20 protein-coding genes and 1 pseudogene are annotated in these 18748 nt (G+C 74.8%); 12 read left to right on the forward strand and 9 right to left on the reverse strand.

Features of this window, described 5'->3' with window-relative positions:
- Positions 1-1326 (forward strand): adenylate/guanylate cyclase domain-containing protein (locus tag VG869_03730; protein HEV3450294.1); only part of this gene is annotated, 1326 nt, incomplete at its 5' end.
- 27 nt (positions 1327-1353) lie between these two features.
- On the opposite strand, the gene VG869_03735 is transcribed toward VG869_03730, so the two are convergent.
- Positions 1354-2931, reverse strand: a complete 1578-nt coding sequence (locus tag VG869_03735) for an acyl-CoA synthetase (GenBank protein HEV3450295.1) — start codon at positions 2929-2931, stop codon at positions 1354-1356.
- Positions 2928-4580, reverse strand: a complete 1653-nt coding sequence (locus VG869_03740) for an acyl-CoA synthetase (protein ID HEV3450296.1) — start codon at positions 4578-4580, stop codon at positions 2928-2930. The genes VG869_03735 and VG869_03740 overlap by 4 nt, the downstream gene beginning before the upstream one ends.
- A 57-nt stretch (positions 4581-4637) precedes the next feature.
- Here VG869_03740 and VG869_03745 point away from each other — a divergent pair, with 57 nt between their 5' ends.
- From VG869_03745 to VG869_03785, 9 genes are all read left to right on the forward strand, one after another.
- Positions 4638-5441 (forward strand): SDR family oxidoreductase, encoded by an 804-nt coding sequence (locus VG869_03745; protein HEV3450297.1) that lies wholly within the window; start codon positions 4638-4640, stop codon positions 5439-5441.
- Positions 5442-5454: 13 nt separating this feature from the next.
- Entirely contained in the window at positions 5455-6231 is a 777-nt protein-coding gene (locus tag VG869_03750; protein ID HEV3450298.1) for an SDR family oxidoreductase, read from the forward strand.
- A 54-nt stretch (positions 6232-6285) separates the two neighbouring features.
- On the forward strand, positions 6286-6777 hold the full coding sequence (locus VG869_03755) for a carboxymuconolactone decarboxylase family protein (GenBank protein ID HEV3450299.1): 492 nt from the start codon (positions 6286-6288) through the stop codon (positions 6775-6777).
- Positions 6774-7997: a cytochrome P450 gene (locus VG869_03760; protein HEV3450300.1), complete on the forward strand. Its 1224-nt coding sequence runs from the start codon at positions 6774-6776 to the stop codon at positions 7995-7997. The genes VG869_03755 and VG869_03760 overlap by 4 nt, the downstream gene beginning before the upstream one ends.
- Before the next feature lie 15 nt (positions 7998-8012).
- On the forward strand, positions 8013-8759 hold the full coding sequence (locus tag VG869_03765; GenBank protein HEV3450301.1) for an SDR family oxidoreductase: 747 nt from the start codon (positions 8013-8015) through the stop codon (positions 8757-8759).
- Positions 8756-9529 (forward strand): SDR family NAD(P)-dependent oxidoreductase, encoded by a 774-nt coding sequence (locus VG869_03770; protein HEV3450302.1) that lies wholly within the window; start codon positions 8756-8758, stop codon positions 9527-9529. Before VG869_03765 ends, VG869_03770 begins: the two co-directional genes overlap by 4 nt.
- Positions 9529-10044, forward strand: a complete 516-nt coding sequence (locus tag VG869_03775; GenBank protein HEV3450303.1) for a carboxymuconolactone decarboxylase family protein — start codon at positions 9529-9531, stop codon at positions 10042-10044. The genes VG869_03770 and VG869_03775 overlap by 1 nt, the downstream gene beginning before the upstream one ends.
- Positions 10045-10057: 13 nt before the next feature.
- A complete protein-coding gene (locus tag VG869_03780; GenBank protein HEV3450304.1) occupies positions 10058-10228 on the forward strand; it encodes a hypothetical protein in 171 nt (56 codons plus the stop codon).
- Between the two features lie 108 nt (positions 10229-10336).
- Positions 10337-10561: a hypothetical protein gene (locus VG869_03785; protein HEV3450305.1), complete on the forward strand. Its 225-nt coding sequence runs from the start codon at positions 10337-10339 to the stop codon at positions 10559-10561.
- 15 nt (positions 10562-10576) lie between these two features.
- Here VG869_03785 and VG869_03790 read toward each other — a convergent pair whose 3' ends face one another.
- From VG869_03790 to VG869_03805, 4 genes are read right to left on the reverse strand one after another with little or no spacing between them, the layout of a single operon-like run.
- Positions 10577-11986, reverse strand: coding sequence for an AMP-binding protein (locus VG869_03790; protein HEV3450306.1), 1410 nt, complete (start codon positions 11984-11986; stop codon positions 10577-10579).
- Complete coding sequence (locus tag VG869_03795; GenBank protein ID HEV3450307.1) at positions 11983-13053, reverse strand: enoyl-CoA hydratase/isomerase family protein; 1071 nt, start codon at positions 13051-13053, stop codon at positions 11983-11985. Before VG869_03795 ends, VG869_03790 begins: the two co-directional genes overlap by 4 nt.
- On the reverse strand, positions 12996-13139 hold the full coding sequence (locus VG869_03800; GenBank protein ID HEV3450308.1) for a hypothetical protein: 144 nt from the start codon (positions 13137-13139) through the stop codon (positions 12996-12998). The genes VG869_03795 and VG869_03800 overlap by 58 nt, the downstream gene beginning before the upstream one ends.
- A 9-nt stretch (positions 13140-13148) precedes the next feature.
- Positions 13149-13274, reverse strand: coding sequence for a desulfoferrodoxin (locus tag VG869_03805; GenBank protein ID HEV3450309.1), 126 nt, complete (start codon positions 13272-13274; stop codon positions 13149-13151).
- A gap of 18 nt (positions 13275-13292) precedes the next feature.
- Here VG869_03805 and VG869_03810 point away from each other — a divergent pair.
- Positions 13293-14107: pseudogene (locus VG869_03810) on the forward strand (enoyl-CoA hydratase-related protein).
- A gap of 25 nt (positions 14108-14132) precedes the next feature.
- On the opposite strand, the gene VG869_03815 reads toward VG869_03810, so the two are convergent.
- From VG869_03815 to VG869_03825, 3 genes are all read right to left on the reverse strand, one after another.
- Positions 14133-15050, reverse strand: a complete 918-nt coding sequence (locus VG869_03815) for a Dyp-type peroxidase (GenBank protein HEV3450310.1) — start codon at positions 15048-15050, stop codon at positions 14133-14135.
- Positions 15051-15133: 83 nt separating this feature from the next.
- Entirely contained in the window at positions 15134-16258 is a 1125-nt protein-coding gene (locus VG869_03820) for a phosphotransferase family protein (protein ID HEV3450311.1), read from the reverse strand.
- A 17-nt stretch (positions 16259-16275) separates the two neighbouring features.
- Positions 16276-17418 carry a CaiB/BaiF CoA-transferase family protein gene (locus VG869_03825; GenBank protein ID HEV3450312.1) on the reverse strand — a complete coding sequence of 381 codons (1143 nt, stop codon included), beginning with the start codon at positions 17416-17418 and terminating at the stop codon, positions 16276-16278.
- A gap of 141 nt (positions 17419-17559) precedes the next feature.
- On the opposite strand from VG869_03825, the gene VG869_03830 reads away from it, so the two are divergent.
- Positions 17560-18738, forward strand: coding sequence for a steroid 3-ketoacyl-CoA thiolase (locus tag VG869_03830; GenBank protein ID HEV3450313.1), 1179 nt, complete (start codon positions 17560-17562; stop codon positions 18736-18738).
- Positions 18739-18748: the final 10 nt, after the last annotated feature.

The following is an 18748-nucleotide window of genomic DNA, read 5'->3' on the forward strand; positions in this document are numbered from 1 at the left end:
CGCCCGCGGACCCGCTACGCCACGAGCGGCGATCTCAACATCGCCTACCAGGTGGTGGGAGAGGGACCCCTCGATCTCGTGGTCGTGCCGCCCGGTCTCTCGCTGCTGGAGTCGGGCTGGGACGACGCCGCGCTCGCGCGCTTCTGGCGTCGCCTCGCCTCCTTCAGCCGGCTGGTCCTGCTGGACAAGCGCGGCACGGGCCTGTCCGATCGGGTCACCGGGGTCCCGACGCTCGAGGAGCGGATGGACGACGTGCGCGCGGTCATGGACGCCGTCGGATCGGAGCGGGCGGCGGTGCTCGGCGGATCCGAAGCCGGCCCGATCACGACGTTGTTCGCGGCCACCTACCCCGAGCGGACCGCGGCGCTGATCCTCGTGGGCGCGATCGCGAAGTGGCTGGCGACGCCGGACTTCCCGTGGGGCTTCACCGCCGAGCAGCTCGAGAGCCAGCTCAACTACTTCGAGCGGGCCTGGGGCAGCGGCCGGTCGGCGCCGCGCTGGTTCGCGCCCAGCCTGGCCGGCGACCCCCGGGCGGAGGAGTGGGCCGGGCGGGTCGAGCGCCAGACCGGCACGCCGTCGGCGATGGCCACCTTCCTGGCGATGAACGAGCGCATCGACATCCGACCGATCCTCTCGACCGTCTCGGTGCCGACCCTCGTGATCCACCGGGTCGGGGACCTCGTCGCGGACGTGCGGCAGGGCCGGTACTACGCCGAGCACATCCGCGGCGCGAAGTACGTCGAGCTCCCGGGGAACGACCACTGGTGGTGGGTCGGCGACGCGGACGCGGTGATCGACGAGGTCGAGGAGTTCCTCACCGGCCATCGCCACGAACCTGAGGCCGAGCGGGTCCTCAAGACGGTCCTGTTCACGGACATCGTCGGATCGACCGAGCGGGCGTCGGGGCTCGGGGATCGCCGCTGGCGGGAGCTGCTCGACTCCCACGACCGGGCGATCCGCGGCGAGCTCGACCACTACCGAGGCGTGGAGATCAACACGACCGGCGACGGGTTCGTCGCCTGCTTCGACGGTCCGGCGCGCGCGATCCGCTGTGCCCAGGCGATCGCCGCCCGCGCGCCCGAGATCGGCCTCGAGATCCGGGCCGGGCTCCACACCGGCGAGTGCGAGCTCCGCGGCGACAACCTCGCCGGCATCGCGGTGCACGTCGGCGCCCGCGTGGCGGCCCTCGCCGGCCCCGGTGAGGTGCTCGTGACCAGCACCGTTCGCGACCTGGTCGCCGGATCGGGAATCGAGTTCGACGCCCACGGCCGCTCCGCCCTGAAGGGCGTGCCCGGCGAGTGGGAGATCCTGACCGCCCGGACGTAGACGAGGCCCGGCGCCCGGAACGGACCCTCAGATCGCTCGCTCGCGGTCGGCCCAGTACGGGTCGCGCAGCTTGCGCTTGTAGAGCTTGCCGTTCGGGTCGCGGGGCATCTCCTCGACGAAGTCGATCGAGCGCGGCGTCTTGAACTTCGCCAGCTTGTCGGCGGACCAGGCCACGATCTCGGCCTCGAGGTCCGGACCGGGCGCCACGCCGTCGATCGGCTCCACGACCGCCTTGATCTCCTCGCCCCAGTCCTCGTGCGGGATGCCGAAGACGGCGACGTCGGCGACCTTCGGGTGCAGGATGAGGACGCTCTCGATCTCGGCGGGGTAGATGTTCGCGCCCCCCGAGATGATCATGTCGGCCTTGCGGTCACGCAGGAACAGCCAGCCGTCGTCGTCGAGGTAGCCGACGTCGCCGACGGTGAAGAACCGCCCTTGCCGGCTCTGCTCGGTCTTGGCCCGGTCCTTGTAGTACTCGAAGTTGCCGGTCTGCATGTGCATGTACACGGTGCCGACCTCGCCGCGAGGAAGCTCGTTGCCGTCGTCGTCGAGGATCACGACCTCGGCGATGGGCCACGCCCGCCCGACGGTGCCCGGGTGCTCGAGCCACTCCTCGGCGAACACGATCGTGCCGCCACCCTCGCTGGCGGCGTAGTACTCGTCGATCACCGGCCCCCACCAGCCGAGCATCGCCCGCTTCACTTCAGGCGGGCACGGCGCGGCGGCGTGCACCATGTGCCGCAGCGACGACACGTCGTAGCGCGCCTTCACCTCGGGCGGCAGGGCGAGCAGCCGGACGAACTGGGTCGGCACCATGTGGGTGTTCGTCACCCGGCGGTGGTCGATGAGCGCCAGCATGTCCTCGGGCGTCCACTTGTCCATGACGACGACGGTGTGCCCGATGTGGATGGCGCCGCCGGCGAACACGAGCACCGCGGTGTGGTAGAGGGGCGAGCCGCAGATGTGCACGTTGTCGTCGAAGGGCTGCAGCCGGAAGAGGAAGAGCATGCCCCCGAACGAGGTGGCCATCGTCTCGGGCGGGACCCCCGGCAGCGGCCGCCGCACCCCCTTCGGCCGGCCGGTGGTGCCGGACGTGTAGTTCATGACCGCGCCGGTCGTGCGCTCCGGGGGCGTGCTGGTCGGCTGGCCCGCCTGCAGCTCGGCGTAGGGCCGGAACCCGGGGATGTCCCCGCCGACCGCGACGCGGCCGGCGGCGGGGAAGCCGATCTCGTCGGCGGCGGCGCGGGCGACGTCGGCGAAGCGGGCGTGGGCGACGAAGGCCTTGGCCTCGCAGTCCTGGAGGATGTACGCGATCTCGGGCCCGACCAGGTGCCAGTTGATCGGCACCAGGTAGAAGCCGGCCTGGAGGACGGCGAGGTACAGCTCGAAGACCTCGCGCGAGTTCGGGAGCAGCATCGCCACCGAGTCCCCGGTCTGCAGCCCGAGGGCGCGCAGCCCGTGCACGAGGCGGTTGGCGCTGGCGAGCAGCTCCCCAGCCCGAACCTCGCGCCCGTCGGGGTCGACGAGCGCCAGGTGGTCCGGGCGCGCCGCCGCCAGTGCCCAGAACCCGAGCGGCGGCGCGTCGCCGCCGTTGCCGCCGGTCACGCTGTCGCCCCGGTGCGAGTGGGCTTGCGCGCCGGGGCCGAGTGCTCGGCCAGCCGGCGGGCCCACCGGTAGTCGGGCTTGCCGACCGGCGTGCGGGGGATGTCGTCGGTGAGCTCGAGCTGGCGGGGCACCTTGTAGCCGGCGAGCCGGGCGCGGCAGCAGGCCTGCAGGTCGGGGAGCGACGGGCGGGCGTCGCCCCGAGGGGTGACGATGGCCGCCACCCGCTCGACCAGCCGGTCGTCGGGGACCCCGACCACGACGGCGTCGAAGACGCCGGGGTGGGCCTTCAGGGCCGCCTCCACCTCCTCGGGGTACACCTTCTCGCCGCCGGTGTTGATGCAGACCGAGCCGCGCCCGAGCAGGTTCAGGGTCCCGTCGGCCTCGACGACGGCGAAGTCGCCGGGGACGACCCACCGCACGCCGTTGGGGTCGGTGACGAACGTCGCCGCCGTCTTCGCCGGGTCCTTGTAGTACGCGAGCGGGATGTGGCCGCGACGGGCGAGCCGGCCGACCTGGCCCGAGCCCGGCTCGACCCGGCGCCCGTCGTCGTCGAGCACCGCGACCCAGTCGCTGATCGTGAACCTCGGGCCCGCGGCGGGGCCGTCGAAGTCGAGGACGGTCCCGGCGGCGCCGGTCTCGGAGGCGCCGAACGAGTCGGTCACGCGGACGCCGGGCAGGCGGGCCCGGAGCTCTTCCTTCACCGCCTTCGAGAGGATGGCCCCGCCCGACCCGATGGCGGCGAGCGACCCTAGGTCGTAGCGGGCCGCCGGGGCGGCGAGGGCGTCGGCGAGCGGGCGGGCCATCGCGTCGCCGACGACCATGATTGACGTGGCGCGCTCCCGCTCGGCCAGCCGAAGGACGGCGTCGCCGTCGTAGTGCCGGTCGCAGTTCAGCACCACGGTGTCGCCCGCGTAGAAGCCGATGAAGCTGACCCACTGGCCGCCGCCGTGCATCATCGGGGCGTTAACGACGCCGACGGCCGGCGCCGGCGCCACCCGGTCGGCGAGCTCCTCGGGCCGGGTGATCGGCGGCAGGCCGAACCCGCCACCGCCGAGGGCGGCGAAGAAGATGTCCTCGGCCCGCCACACCACGCCCTTCGGGACGCCAGTCGTCCCGCCCGTATAGAGAAGGTACGGGTCGTCGGCGGCGCGGGGCCCGAACCCCCGGGCCGGGCTCGCCGCCGCCAGCGCGTCCTCGTACCGGACCGCGGCCAGCGCGCCGGTGGCCGCCCCCGAGGCTGGATCGTCGCCGCCGTCCTCGAGGACCAGGACGTGCCGCAGCCTCGGCGCCGAGGCCCGGGCCTCGAGGAGCACCGGCGCGAACGACCGCTCGACGACGACCGCGACCGCGTCGGAGTTCTCGAGGATGTAGGCGAGCTCGCCGGCCACGTACCGGTAGTTCACGTTGACGACCGCGGCGCGGGCCTTGTAGATCCCGAGCTCGGCCTCGATCCACTCGGCCCGGTTCCAGGCGTACACGGCGACGTGGTCGCCCGGCCCCACCCCGGCGGCGGCGAGGTGGTGCGCCACCCGGTTCGACCGCTCGTCGAGCTCCCGGTAGGTGCGCCGGGCCTCGCCGGCGACCAGGGCCAGCCGGTCCGGGACCCGGTCCGCGACGACCTCGAAGAGGTCGGCGAGGTTGAACTCCATCGGAGCGCAGTAGAACATGTTCTCGTCTCGGCCGGCAACCGCGCCGCGGGGGTGCCAGTGAGCGACGACGACACCACGGGCCTCCTCGACGGCCGGGTAGGGATCGTGTCGGGTGTCGGCCCCGGGCTCGGCCGCGCCATCGCGCTCGCGCTGGCGCGCGCCGGCGCCGACGTCGGCCTCGGTGCCCGCCGCCCCGACGCGCTCGCCGCCGTCGCCGCCGAGGTCGAGGCGCTGGGCCGACGGGCCTGCGCCGTGCCGACCGACGTCACCGACGCCGGCCAGTGCCGCCGGCTCGCCGACACCGTGGCCGCCGACCTCGGCCGGGTGGACGTCCTCGTCAACAACGCGTTCACCGAGGAGGACTGGCGGGAGCCCTTCGACGGCCTCGACCCCCAGCGGTGGCGGGCGCCGATGGCCGTCAACTGCTTCGGCTCCCTCACGCTCACCCAGGCCACCCTCCGGCACCTGCGCGCCGCCGGCGGCGGGTCGGTGGTCATGATCACGACCCTGTCGATCAAGAACCCGATCCCGCTCCTCGCTGGCTACGCGGCGTCGAAGCGAGCCCTCACCACCGCCGCCCACGTCCTGGCCCAGGAGCTGGGACCGGACCGGATCCGCGTCAACTGCGTCGCCCCGGGCCACATCCGGGGCCCGGTCCTCGACGAGTACTTCACCTGGATCGCGGCGCGGCGGGGCGTCGAGCCGGCCGACGTCGAGGCCGAGGTCGTGGCGCTGCACGCGCTCCCCACGATCCCGACGCCGACCGAGATCGCGGGTGCGGTCGTGTTCCTGGCCAGCGACCTCTCGCGCGCGATCACGGGCCAGACGCTGAACGTCAACTGTGGCCGGACCCTGGACTGAAAGGGGTCGGCTCGTGCTGCTGGGCGACAAGGTGGCGATCATCTCGGGCGTCGGGCCCGGCCTCGGCCGGCAGCTGGCGCTCGCCTACGCCCGGCACGGCGCCAGCCTGCTCCTCGGCGCCCGTCGCGAGGCCCGACTCGCCGCGGTGCAGGCCGAGGTGGCCGCGCTCGGCGGACGCGCCGTCGCGGTGCCGACCGACGTCACCGACCCCCGCCAGTGCGAGCGGCTGGCGCAGACGGCGATCGACGAGTACGGCCACCTCGACGTCCTCGTGAACAACGCCGCCGCCGCGAGCCGGGCCCAGCGGTTCGAGGACGCCGACCTCGACGACTGGCGGCAGGCCGCCGAGGTCACGCTCTTCGGCAACCTGCAGATGACGCACGCCGCCATCCCCGCCCTGCGCGCTCGGGGCGGCGGGTCGATCCTGTTCGTGAACTCGATGATCGTCCGCGCCCCGAGGCCCCTCGAGGGCGCCTACGCCACCGCCAAGGCCGCGCTGCTCACGGCGGCGCAGGCCCTGGCGCGCGAGCTGGGCCCCGACCGCATCCGCGTGAACACGATCGTGCCCGGGTGGCTCTGGGGGCCGACGGTCGAGCACCACCTCGAGGCGGTGGCGTCCCGGACCGGCAGCACCGTGCAGGAGCAGTACGACGAGCTCGCCTCGCACATCCCGCTCGGCCTCCCGACCGACGCCGACTGCGCCGACGCCGCCGTGTTCTTCGCCTCCGACCTGTCGTCGGTGGTCACCGGCCAGGCCCTCGACGTCAACGGCGGCGAGGTGTGCCACTGACCCCCCGCCCCTCGACACCGTCCCGGTACGCTGCCGGCGACGAAGGAGGTCGTGATGTCCCGACTCGAGCTGCCCCCCGGCGACCAGCCAGAGATCGTGCGGGTCTGGGACCTGCGACCCGAGATGGGCGCGGCGGTGCAGGGCCTGTCGTACGCCGTGTACTCGAAGAGCCAGCTGCCGGCCCGCGTCCGCGAGGCGGCCCGGATGCGGATCGCCGAGCTCAACGACTGCGCCGTGTGCCGCGGCTGGCGCATCCCCGAGCTCGCCGAGCAGGGCGTCACCGAGGATCTCTACGCCCACGTCTCCGACCCGGAGTCCGGCGACTACTCCGCGCCGGAGCGCCTCGCCATCGAGTACGCCGAGCGGTTCGCGCTCGACCACCGCTCGATCGACGACGCCTTCTTCGCCCGGCTCCGCGAGCACTTCACCGACCCCGAGATCCTCGACCTCACCATCTGCGTCGGGAACTGGGTCGCCTTCGGGCGCCTCACGATGGTGCTCGACCTCGACGAAGCCTGCGCGGTGCGGCCACGCGTCTCGGTGTGACGACCGCGACGGTCGACCTCTTCGACCTCGACCGGTTCGCCGACGGCCCGCCGCACGAGCTCTTCCGGAGGCTGCGCGCCGAGCAGCCGGTCTGCTTCCTCCCCGAGCCGGCCGGCCCGGGCTACTGGGGCGTGTTCGGCTACGACGACGTCGTCACGGTCTCGCGGCACCCGGACCGATTCGGCTCGCACCCGAACACGATGATCCGCGACCCCGCCGGCGGCGACGCCGGCGCGGGCGCGCTGATGCTGAACCAGGACCCGCCGCGCCACACCCAGCTGCGCAAGCTCGTGAACCGGGGGTTCACGCCGCGGCAGGTCGCCACGCTCACGCCGCGCGTCCAAGCCATCGTCGACCGCCTCCTCGACGGCGTCGCCGCCCGGGGCCGCTTCGACCTGGTCGCCGACGTCGCCGTCGAGCTGCCCCTCCAGGTCATCGCCGAGCTCGTCGGCGTGCCCGAGGAAGACCGGCACCGCGTGTTCGCCTGGACCGAGCGGATGATGAGCCTCGACGACCCCGAGCTCGGCGGCACCGAGGCGGACGCGCACGAGGCGATCCAGGCGATGTTCGCCTACGCCGACCGGTTGGCCGCCGAGCGCGCCGGCGGCGGCGGCAGCGACCTGCTCAGCGTGCTCCTCGCCGCCGAGGTAGAGGGGGAGCGGCTCGGGCCGCACGACGTCGACCTCTTCTTCCTGCTCCTCATGAACGCCGGGAGCGAGACGACCCGGAACCTGATCACGGGCGGGACGCTGGCCCTGTTCGAGCACCCGTCCGAGCGCGCCCGGCTGCAGCGCGACCTCGACCTGGTGCCGAGCGCGGTGGAGGAGATGCTGCGCTTCGTGACCCCGGTGCTGCACTTCCGGCGAACCGCCCGGGAGGACACCGAGCTCGGCGGCCAGCACGTCCGGGCCGGCGACAAGGTCGTGGTGTGGTACGCGTCGGCCAACCGGGACGAGGCCCAGTTCCCGAACGCCGACCGCTTCGACATCATGCGGGCGCCGAACGACCACGTCGCCTTCGGCGCCGGCGGCCCCCACTTCTGCCTCGGCGCGGGCCTGGCCCGCCTCGAGGCCCGGCTGCTCTTCCAGGGCCTGCTCCGCCGATTCCCGGACCTGTGTCCCGACGGCCCGGTGCGCCGGCTGCGGTCGAACTTCATCAACGGCATCAAGTCCTTGCCGGTGGCGGTCACCGCCGCGCCCGGCCCCGCCGACGCGTCCTAGGGAGGGGCGGCGCCGATGAGCGCGCTCACGGGCCGCGTCGCGGTGGTCACCGGCGCCGAGCAGCCGCTCGGCCGCGGCCTCGCCCTCGCGCTCGCCGACGCCGGCGCGTCCGTGGCGCTGGTCGGCGACGCCGCCACCCTGGCCCCGCTGACCGCCGACCTCGAGGCCCGCGGGAGCCGCGCCGTCGCCATCGACGCCGACCTCGAGCGTCGGGACGAGCTCGAGGACGCGTTCGCCACCGCCGCCGACGAGGTCGGCGGTCCCGTCGACGTCCTCGTGCACGCCGCGATGGACCCCGCCGCGTACCAGCGGCGGCCGTTCGAGACCGTCGACGACGAGGGCTGGCACCGGGTCTGGGAGGGCACGATGCGCGCCGCGCTGGCGGTGCTCCAAGCCGCGTACGGGCAGATGCGGGGTCGGGGCGGACGGATCGTCTTCGTGACGCCGACGGTGTCGATGTCGGGCGCGGCCGGTCTCGTGCCGTACGCGACCGCGCTCGAGGGGCAGCGGCTCCTCGCCAAGGCCGCGGCCCGCCAGTGGGGCCCGGACGGGATCACCGTCAACTGCGTGGCGCCGGCGCCGGAGCAGGTGCCGATCGACGTCGAGAGCCTCGAGGTCTCGCTCGCCGCTCCCGCCCTCGGCGGCCCCGGTGACGTCGAGGCCGACGTCGGCCCGGTCGTGGCCTTCCTCGCCAGCGACGCCGCCCACTTCGTGACCGGCGCCACCGTCGGCGCGGACGGCGGCGTGTGGATGGCGCCGTGAGCGTCGACGGCCCGCTCGCGGGGCGCACCGCGGTCGTGACCGGCGCCGGCCAGGGCGTCGGGCTCGGCATCGCCCACGCCCTCGCCCACCGGGGCGCTCGGGTCGTGCTCGCCGCCCGCCGGGCCGAGACCGGCGAGCCCGCCGCGGCCGAGATCCGCGCCCGTGGCGGCGACGCCACCTGCGTCGTCACCGACGTGACCCGACGGGAGGACATGGAGCGGTGCGTCGCGCTCACGGTCGCCGCCACGGGGAGCCTCGAGATCATGGTGCACAACGCGTTTCAAGGCGGGCGGGCGCACCGGCTCGAGGAGGTCGACGACGCCCTCTGGACCACGAACTCCCGCACCGCGGTGTGGGGCTCCTACTACGCGGCCCGCTTCGCCTCGCCGCACCTGCGCGCCGCCGGGCCGCGAGGCCGACTCGTCCTCGTGACGTCGCCGGCGGGCGTCGAGGGGAGCGCGCTCCGCCCCGTGTACTCGCCGGTGAAGGCGGCCCAGCGGGCGATGGCCAAGAGCCTGGCCCGGGAGTGGGGCGGCCACGGGATCACGGTCAACTGTCTGGCTCCGGTCGCCGACACGCCCGCGCTCGCCGGCGCGTTCGCGGCGAGCCCCGCGCTGCGTGCGCGCGTCGAGGCCCGCACCGCCCTCGGCCGCATCGGCGACGCCGAGCACGACGTCGGCGTCGTCGCTGCCTTCCTCGCCAGCGACGACGGCGGCTACATCACCGGGCAGACCATCGTCTGCGACGGCGGCAGCTTCATGGGGCTGTGATGAGCTGGCTCCCCGACGCCGCCGAGGGCGACACGCCGCTGGAGCGCGTCTTCGGGCTGCGCCCCGACCTCTACGAGCCCTTCCGGGCCTTCTACGACGTCTTCTGGACCGAGGGCCTGCTCGACCCGGTCGTGCTCGAGCTGTGCCGCCTGCGCGTCGCGCAGCTGCTCGGCTGCGAGAGCGAGCAGCGCCTGCGCTACCGGCCGGCGCGGGACGCCGGGCTCGCCGAGGACCAGGTCGCCCAGCTCCCCGGGTGGCCCCAGGGTCCCGCGTTCACCGACGCGCAGCGGGCGGCGCTCGCCGTCGCCGAGCAGTTCGTGCTCGACCCGCACCGGATCGACGACGAGCGACGCGACGCCGTGATCGACCACTTCGGCCTGCCCGGGCTCGTCGCGCTCTGCGAGGTCCTCGCCCTCTTCGACGGGTTCTGCCGCTTCCGCACCATCCTCGGCGTCGCCGCGCCCCCCACGGTGACCGTCGTCCCGGCGCCGGCGCCCGGGACGTCCCTCGCCTGAACCGGAGGAGCCCATGACCGGTCCCCGACACCCGATCCGCGGTGACGCGCTCGGCACCCAGCCCGAGGCGATCGCCGCCTTCTGGCGCCTGTACGGGCAGCTGTGGAGTCACGGCACCGTCGAGCACGCCGTGAAGGAGATCGCCCGGATCCGCAACGCCCGGATCACCGACTGCGGGTACTGACGCAACGTCCGCTTCGCGGTCGCGAGGCAGCAGGGCCTGACCGAGGCGCGCGTCGCGCTCGTCGACGAGGGGTTCGAGGCCAGCGACCTGTCGCCCCGCGAGAAGGCGGTGGTCCGGTACGTCGACACGTTCCTCACCGACCCCAGCGGCCTGACCGAGGGGCAGCGCCAGGAGCTCCTCGAGCACTTCACGGCCGGGCAGCTCGTCGAGCTGACGGCCGCCGCGGCGCTGTTCGTCGGCTTCTCGAAGATCGCGATCGCCCTCGGGCCGCCCCCCGACATGCCGACCCAGGTCATCCCGACGCCCGACGTGCCCGACGAGGGCGGGTCGTAGCCGGCGCGCCGCGGCTCAGGCGTCGCCGACGCGGGTGGCGAGGTCGGCGCGCACGGCCCGGCGCAGCACCTTGCCCGTCGCCGTGTGAGGCAGCTCGTCGCGGATGGCCACGACCTCGGGGGTCTTCAGGGAGCCGAGCTGTGACCGGACGAAGTCGCGCAGCTCCTCGACGTCGACGGTCGCCCCCGCCCGGGGCACGACCATCGCCCCCACCCGCTCGCCCCACTCCTCGTCCGGGACGCCGACGACCGCGGCGCCGGCGACCCCCGGGTGACGCAGCAACGCGTCCTCGATCTCAGCCGGCGCCACGTTCTCGCCGCCGCGGATGATCGTGTCGTCGCCGCGGCCCTCGACGAACACGTACCCGTCGCCGTCGACGAAGCCGCGGTCACCGGTGCGGAGCCACCCGTCGCGGTCGCGCTGCGACCCGCCCTCCAGGTACTCGCCGGACACCTGCTCGCCGCGGACCCAGATCTCTCCGTCGACGACCCGAAGCTCGACCCCGGGGACCGGGCGCCCGACGGAGCCGAGCCGGGCCCGGGCCACGGGGTCGTCGCTGCCGTGCGCGGCGCGGTGCTCCGCCGGCCCCAGCACGCACACCGTGCTGCTCGTCTCGGTCAGGCCGTACGCGTTCACGAACCCGGTGTCGGGCCAGAGCCGGAGCGCGTGCTCGAGCACGGGCGTCGGCATGCGGGCGCCGCCGTAGGCGAGGTGGCGGAGCGTCGGGACCCGCGCCGCGGGGTCCAGCTCCATGGCCGCGACGATCCGGGCCAGCATGGTCGGGACCACGAAGGCGTGGGTGACCGCCTCGTCCCGGGCGGTCGCGAGCCAGGCCTCGGGGGAGAACCGGGGCAGCGCCACGATGCGGCGGCCGGCGTAGGTCGACGAGAGCACCCCGGCGACGCCCGCGATGTGGAAGGGCGGCACCGCCAGCAGCACGGCCTCGTCCTCGTCGGCGGCGGCGAAGTCGACCGTGTTCAGCACGTACGCGGTCAGCTGGTCGTGGGTGAGCGTGGCCGCCTTCGGCGACGCGCTCGTGCCGCTCGTGAAGAGGAGCACCGCCGGCGCCGCGGGGTCCTCGGGATAGGCGCGGCCGGGGTCGGCCGGGAGGTCGAGCCACGTGTCGTCGGCGAGCACCGCCGGTGCCAGGCGGGCGAGGAGCGCCTGGCGGGCGTCGGGCGGGAGGCGGAAGTTGAGGGGCGCGTACGCCGCGCCGGCCCACGCGGCCCCGAACAGCGCCGCCGGGACGAGGGGCGACGTCTCGCCGAGCAGCGCGACGGTGCGGGCCTCGGGCTCGAGCGCGGCCGCGATCGCGGTGGCCCGGTCCCGGAGCGCGGCGTAGGTGAGCCCGCCGTCGCGGGGCCCGATCGCGACGCGGTCGCCGAGGCCCTCGGCGGCCATCTCCAGGAGCATGCCGATGTTCACAGCGAGTCCGCGATCTCGAGGCAGCGGGCCCGGAGCTCGGCGCGGGGGACGACCTCGTCGACGAGACCCCACTCGAGCGCCGCGGGGGCCGGGATCGTACTGTCGACGAGCAGGAGCGCGAGGGTCCGGTGCCGGCCGATCCGCGCCGGGAGCGAGACGGTGCCACCGGCGCCGGGCACGAGCCCGAGCGCCAGCTCAGGGAGGCCGAGGCGGGCGTCGACGCTGGCGACGACGTGGCCGGCGAACGCGGGGAGCTCGATCCCGGCGCCGAGGCAGGCGCCGTGCAGGCCCGCGACGACGCGGTCGCGGGCCTGGGCGACCTGCGCCGCGAGCGACCGGCTGAGCCGGACGAGGTGGGCGAGCGCCGGGTCCGGAAACGTCCCGAACTCGTCGAGGTCGCCGCCGGAGCAGAACGACGGCCCGTCGCCGAGCAGGACGACGGGGCCGGTCGCGGCGGCGAGGGCGGCGTGCAGCTCGTCGCGCATGCGCCGGTCCAGCGCGTTGTGGCGGGCCGGACGCGCGAGCGTCAGCTCGGTGACCCGGCCGTGGGTGCGGACGCGGACCCGGGGCTCGGCGTCATCGCTCGGGGTGGCGGCGTGCTCGTCGCGCCAGCGCCGGAACTCGGCGCTGCCCTGCAGCATCGAGTAGGTGGTCGACTCCCGGACCAGGCCGTCCCACCAGTCGTCGTCGCCGGCGCGGAGCAGCACCGCGGCCGCAGTGGCCGCCGCCGGCGCTCGGGCGAACCCGGCGGCGACGCCCGCCTGCTCGGCGTCGTCGCGGAGGACCAGGTCGACCGCCACGGCCAGGGCCGCCTCGACCGGCTGCCGGGCGGCGACGACGACCGGGAGCTGCCGGAGCGCGTCGGCGACGCCGAGCGGGAGCGCGGTGCCGTCGCGGAGCACGACGAGCGCGGGCTCGCCGAGCCGGTCGGCGAGGGCGGCCGTCAGGCCGGCGGCCCCCGCAGCGAGGAGCCGGGCGTCGAGCTCGACGACCGGCGCGGGCGCGTCCGTCAGTCCGAGGACGGGAGCGGCTTGGCCGTGGCGACGTCCATCGCCTGACCGTGGCACTCCAGCTGGCCCTCGCCCGCCTTCGTCACGAGGACGGTCGCCTCGCACACCGGGCACCGGTATCGCTTCCCGAGCAGGTTGGCCACGCCGGCGGCCTAGGCCTCGCGCTCGACCATCGGCTGCCCGCAGCAGGTCACGGCGTCGTCGGCGGCCTTCACGACGATGATCTCGGTGCCGCAGCGCTCGCACCGGAGACGCGAGCCGACCTTGGTCGCTGCCACGCCGGCCAGACTACCTGGGTGGACCCGGGCGACGACCTCCAGGACCTGACCGTCGCGGTCGAGCGCGGGGTGGCGGTGGTCACGCTGAGCCGCCCCGAGCGTCGGAACGCCTTCACCGGCGCCATGGGCGAGAGCCTCGGTCGCGTGTACCGGCGCTGCGACGAGGACGACGACGTCCGGGCGGTCGTGGTGACCGGCGCCGGGGACGCCTTCTGCGCCGGCGCCGACCTGAGCCCGGCCGGCGACACGTTCGCGGCGCCGACCGGGGCGTTCAGCTCGTCCCCGGTGCGACCGCCGGCGTTCGCGGTGCGCAAGCCCGTCCTCGCGGCGGTGAACGGGCACGCGATCGGCATCGGGCTGAGCCTGGCCATGCAGTGCGACGTGCGCATCGTCGCCCAGGGCGCCAAGTACGGGTTCGTGCACGTGCGGCGCGGCGTGATCCCCGACGCCCACTCGCACTGGACCGTGCCCCGCGCCGTCGGGTTCGCGCACGCCGCCGAGCTCCTGCTGACCGGGCGCCACTTCACGGCCGACGAGCCGTCGCGATGGGGCTGGCCAGCCGGGCGGTGCCGGCGGCGGAGGTGCTCCCGATCGCGCTCGCGCTCGCCCGCGACGTCGCCGTCCACGCCGCGCCGCTGTCGGTCGCGATCACGAAGCGGCTGCTGTGGGCGAGCCCGCCGCTCGACGCCGAGGCCGCGGACCGGCTCGAGAGCGCCATGCACCGGCACGTCATGGGGCGCGCCGACGCCGGGGAGGGCGTCCTCGCCTACCTCGAGCGGCGCGAGCCTCGCTGGTCGGCGTCCGTCACGCGGGACTGGCCCGAAGCCTGGTGACGCGCCCGCGGCGGGCGACGCTCGGTCACGAGGCCGACGGCTCGGCGCCGACGCCCTCGAGGTCCTGCAGCGACGGCGCGAAGTAGTAGGAGCCGCTCACCGGGTGGGAGAAGTCGGTTAGGCGGTCGCGGACCCCGTCGGGGCCGGTGCCGAACATCCGGGCGAGCATCTTGTCGAACCGACTGGGGTCGGCGCTGAACGCGACGAAGAACAGCCCGTGCTCGTGCACGGTCCCGTAGGGGACGCTCCGCCGGTAGATGTGGAGCTCCTCGCCGTCCTCCTCGATGCTGACGCGTGCGATGTGCGCGGTCGGCGGCTTCGCCGCCTCGTCGAGCTCGACGCTGTCGGGCTTCGTGCGTCCGAAGACCCGCTCCTGGTCGACCAGCGAGAGCCGGTCGAAGGCCTCGAGGTCGTGGACCCAGCGCATCGCCATCGCGTACGAGCCGCCGGCGCCCGGCGCGTCGTCGGGCACGACGGCGACGGACGGAGCCTCGTAGGTCGGCGGGTTCTCGGTGCCGTCGATGAACCCCGTGAGGTCGCGGCTGTCCCGGTAGACGAAGCCCGGCTGCTCCGCCGCCAGCGCCGCCGCCGGCCCCATGGCGCTGGTCACGGCCCGAGCGGCGTCGAGGGCGAGGTCCGGTCCGGTGCCGTGCACCCACACCCAGACGTCGTGCTGCGTCGCCGGGGCCCGCGGCGGCCCCGGTCCTCCGACCGGCTGGAAGGCGCCCCAGCCGCGGTCGGCGCCGCCGGGGGCGAGGCGGGCCCAGAGCGCGGGCCCGAACGCGATGATCAGGTTGAAGCCGCCGACGGTCACCGACGGCTCCCGGAGCGCCTGGACCGCGGCGCGCACGTCCCGGTCGGCGGCGCCGTCGACCAGGTCGAACTCGAGGTGGTAGTGCGCCCGGGTGCCCTGGGCGAAGATGCCCGGTTGCGCGTCCGCCATCGACGATCCCTCCGCGTGCCGAGCGAGGTGCCGCAGCCTAGAGGCGCCGCCCTCGGTGCTCGGCGGCGGCGCGCCGGTCCTCGTCAGCCGAAGTCGGCGATCGACGGTCCGGGAGCGGGCAGGCCGAGCAGGTCGGCCAGGGCCCTCGTGACGGCGTTGTTCGCCGCCATCTCGACCGCGGCCTCGGGCGGCATGAGGCCGAAGTCGGCCACGAGCGTCGCGATCCGCATCATGATCACCGCGAAGCGCAGCCCCGCGAACCGCTCGTAGAAGTCGAGGTCACGGGCGGTCCGCCCGCTGGCGGCCTCGTACGTCGCCACCATCTCCTCCCGGGTGGGGAACCCCTCCATGCGCGGCGCCGGCATGCCCTCGTGGAAGTGGAGGTCCAGGAACAGCCACCAGGCCAGGTCCATCATCGGATCGGCGATCGTGACCATCTCCCAGTCGAGGACGGCCACGACGCGGTGGTCCGGGCCGAACAGCTGGTTGTTGATGCGGGCGTCGCCCCAGCAGAGCGCGAGCTCGGGGTCGCGATCGGGTGCGTGGGCCTGCACCCACTCGAGCGCGGCGCGCGGGACGGCCGGGGCCGGGAACCCGGCCTCCCGCTCGGTCCACTCGAAGGCCGCCTCGTAGTAGCGCAGCTGCTGCTCGAAGCCGAGCCGTCCGTACTGGGGCTTCGAGAGGACCTCGAGACCCAGGTTGCGCCAGTCCACGGCGTGGATGCTGGCGAGCGCGTGCAGCCCGCTCTCGACGAGGGTGCGCCGCTGCGCGGGGGTGGATTCCTCGAGCAGCCAGCCTTGCAGCGTGTACGGCGGGTTGTCCGCCGGGACCCGCCCCTCGACGCGGCGCATCACGAAGAACGGGGCGCCGAGGTAGGACTCGTCGGCCTCGTAGCACTTGACCGGCGGCACGGGCACGCGCGTGTGCTGGCCGAGGGTGCGGAGCACGAGATACTGCTGCTCGAAGTCCGCCTCGAGGAACACCGTGTGCTGGGTCGGCTTCACCCGGGCCACGAGCGACTCGGTGAACCGGTCGCCGCCCTCGGTCCAGGCGGCGTCGAAGAGCAGCGTCTCGTTCGAGAAGCCGGTGAACGCGGGGCCGGTGATGGGCCCGACCACGACGTCGGTCGTGCCGGGCTGCCGCTTGGCCAGCCAGTCGGCGAGGATCCCGCGCGCGTCGTCGAGGTCGCGCTGCTCCGGTATCGGCATGGTCGCTCCCTTCCCCCTTACACCAGGATCCCGGCGTCCTGGAGCTTGGCCACCTCGGCCGGGTCGACGCCCCACCCGCCGAGGGCGTCGCCGGTCGACTGGCCCGGGTGCTCCGGCGGACGCGGCGCGCTCAGTGTCGAGCGCGAGAAGCGCGGCGCCGGCGCCGGCTGCGGGACGCCGGCCAGGTCCACGAACGCGTCGCGGGCCCGGCTCTGCGGGTGGGCCGGGGCCTCGACCGGCGTCAGGACGGGCGCCACGCAGGCGTCGAGCCCGGCGAATCGCCCCACCCACTCGTCCCGCGTGCGGGTCCGGATCACCGCCGCGAAGCGGGCCCGGAGCTCGGCCCAGCGGCCGCGGTCCATCCGGTCGGGCAGCTCGGCGTCGGCGAGGCCCAGGCCGTCGAGCAGCGCGGCGTAGAACTGCTCCTCGATGGCGCCGACGGCCAGCCAGGCGTGGTCGGCGGTCTCGTACACGTCGTAGAAGGGAGCCCCGGTGTCGAGGAGGTTCGTGCCCCGCTCGCCCCAAGCGCCCGACGCCCGGGCCCCGTAGAACGGGGTCAGGAGCAGCGCGGCGCCGTCGACCATCGCCGCGTCGACGACCTGCCCGGCACCCGAGCGCTCGCGCTCGTAGAGGGCAGCGGCCACGCCGAGCGCCAGCAGGAGCCCGCCGCCGGCGAAGTCGCCGAGGACGTTGATCGGCGGGGTCGGCGGCTGCCCGGCGCGCCCGAGCGGCTCCAGCGCGCCGGCCACGGCCAGGTAGTCGAGGTCGTGCCCGGCGGCGTTGGCGAGCGGCCCGGTCTGGCCCCAGCCGGTGAGGCGCCCGTAGACGAGCCGGGGGTTCCGAGCGCGGCAGGCGTCGGGCCCGATGCCGAGGCGTTCGGCGACGCCGGGGCGGAACACCTCGAAGACGGCGTCGGCGCGCTCGGCGAGCCCGAGGAACAGCTCCACGCCGTCCGCCGCCTTGAGGTCCAGGCCGATGGCGCGCTTCGAGCGGTGCATTGCGTTCGTGGCCGGCCGGCGCCGGTCGACGGCTCGCGCCGCGTCGGCCCGGTCGACGCGCAGCACCTGCGCGCCGAGGTCGGCGAGCACCATGCCGCAGAACGGGCCCGGCCCGAGCCCGACGAGCTCGACGACGCGTGTCCCCGCGAGCGGGCCGCTCACCGCGGGCCGCGGCCGGATGCCGCGCCGGGCGGCGCGTCGGGCCGGGGCGGGCGGACGGGGCTGGGCATCGGACGGGATCCTAAACTGATGATCCGTCACATCAGCTCGGGGCCGCCGGCGCGGCGGCGTCTGGAGGCACACGTGGGGACCCCCGTCATCGTCGAGGCCGTTCGCACGCCGATCGGTAAGCGCAACGGCTGGCTGGCCGGCCTGAAGGCGACCGAGACGCTGCGGCACGCGCTGGTGCAGGTCATCGAGCGGGCGGGCATCGACCCGGGGCTCGTCGACGAGGTGGTCGGGGGCTGCGTGACCCAGGCCGGCGAGCAGGGCTCGAACGTCACCCGCAACGCGTGGCTGAGCGCGGGGAACGACCGGCTGCCGTTCACGACCGCCTGCACCACCGTCGACGCGCAGTGCGGGTCGGCCCAGCAGGCCAACCACATCGTGGCCGGGCTCGTGGCCGCGGGCGGCATCCAGGTCGGGATCGGGTGCGGGGTCGAGCAGATGAGCCACGTGCCCCTCGGCGCCAACGTCCGGAACGGGCCCGGGCACTACAAGACCGAGCCGTGGCCGTACGACGACCCGCCGAACGGCCAGTTCGGGGCGGCCGAGCGGATCGCGGACCGGCGCGGCATCACCCGGGAGGACCTCGATGATTGGGGCTTCCACTCGCAGCGGAAGGCCCGGCTGGCGTGGGACGAGGGCCGGTTCGAGCGGGAGGTCGCCCCGATCGACACGCCGGTGCTCGGCGAGGACGGGCAGCCCACGGGCGAGACGCAGACGATCTCGCGGGACCAGGGGCTGCGCGACACCACGCGCGAGGGCCTGGCCAAGCTGGCGCCGGTCATCGAGGGGACGCGCCACACCGCCGGGACGTCGTCGCAGATCTCCGACGGGGCGGCCGCCGTGCTCTGGATGGACGAAGAGGTGGCGCGGGGCCTCGGGCTCCGCCCGCGGGCCCGGCTCGTGCACCAGCTCGTCACCGGCACCGACCCGTACTACCTGCTCGACGGCCCGGTCGACGCCACCGCCAAGATGCTCGACCGGTCGGGAATGGCGATGGCCGACTTCGACCGGTTCGAGATCAACGAGGCCTTCGCCTCCGTCGTCCTGTCCTGGGCCCAGGTCCACAAGCCGGACCTCGACCGGGTGAACGTCAACGGTGGCGCCATCGCGCTCGGGCACCCGGTCGGCTCGACCGGCGCCCGGCTCATCACCACCGCCCTCCACGAGCTCGAGCGCTCCGACACCGAGCTGGCGCTGGTGACGATGTGCTGCGGCGGCGCGCTCGGCACCGCGAGCATCCTGCAGCGGCTCTGACGCCGCGAGC

It is taken from the genome of Acidimicrobiia bacterium, from assembly GCA_035948415.1.
GTDB lineage: Bacteria > Actinomycetota > Acidimicrobiia > IMCC26256 > PALSA-555 > PALSA-555.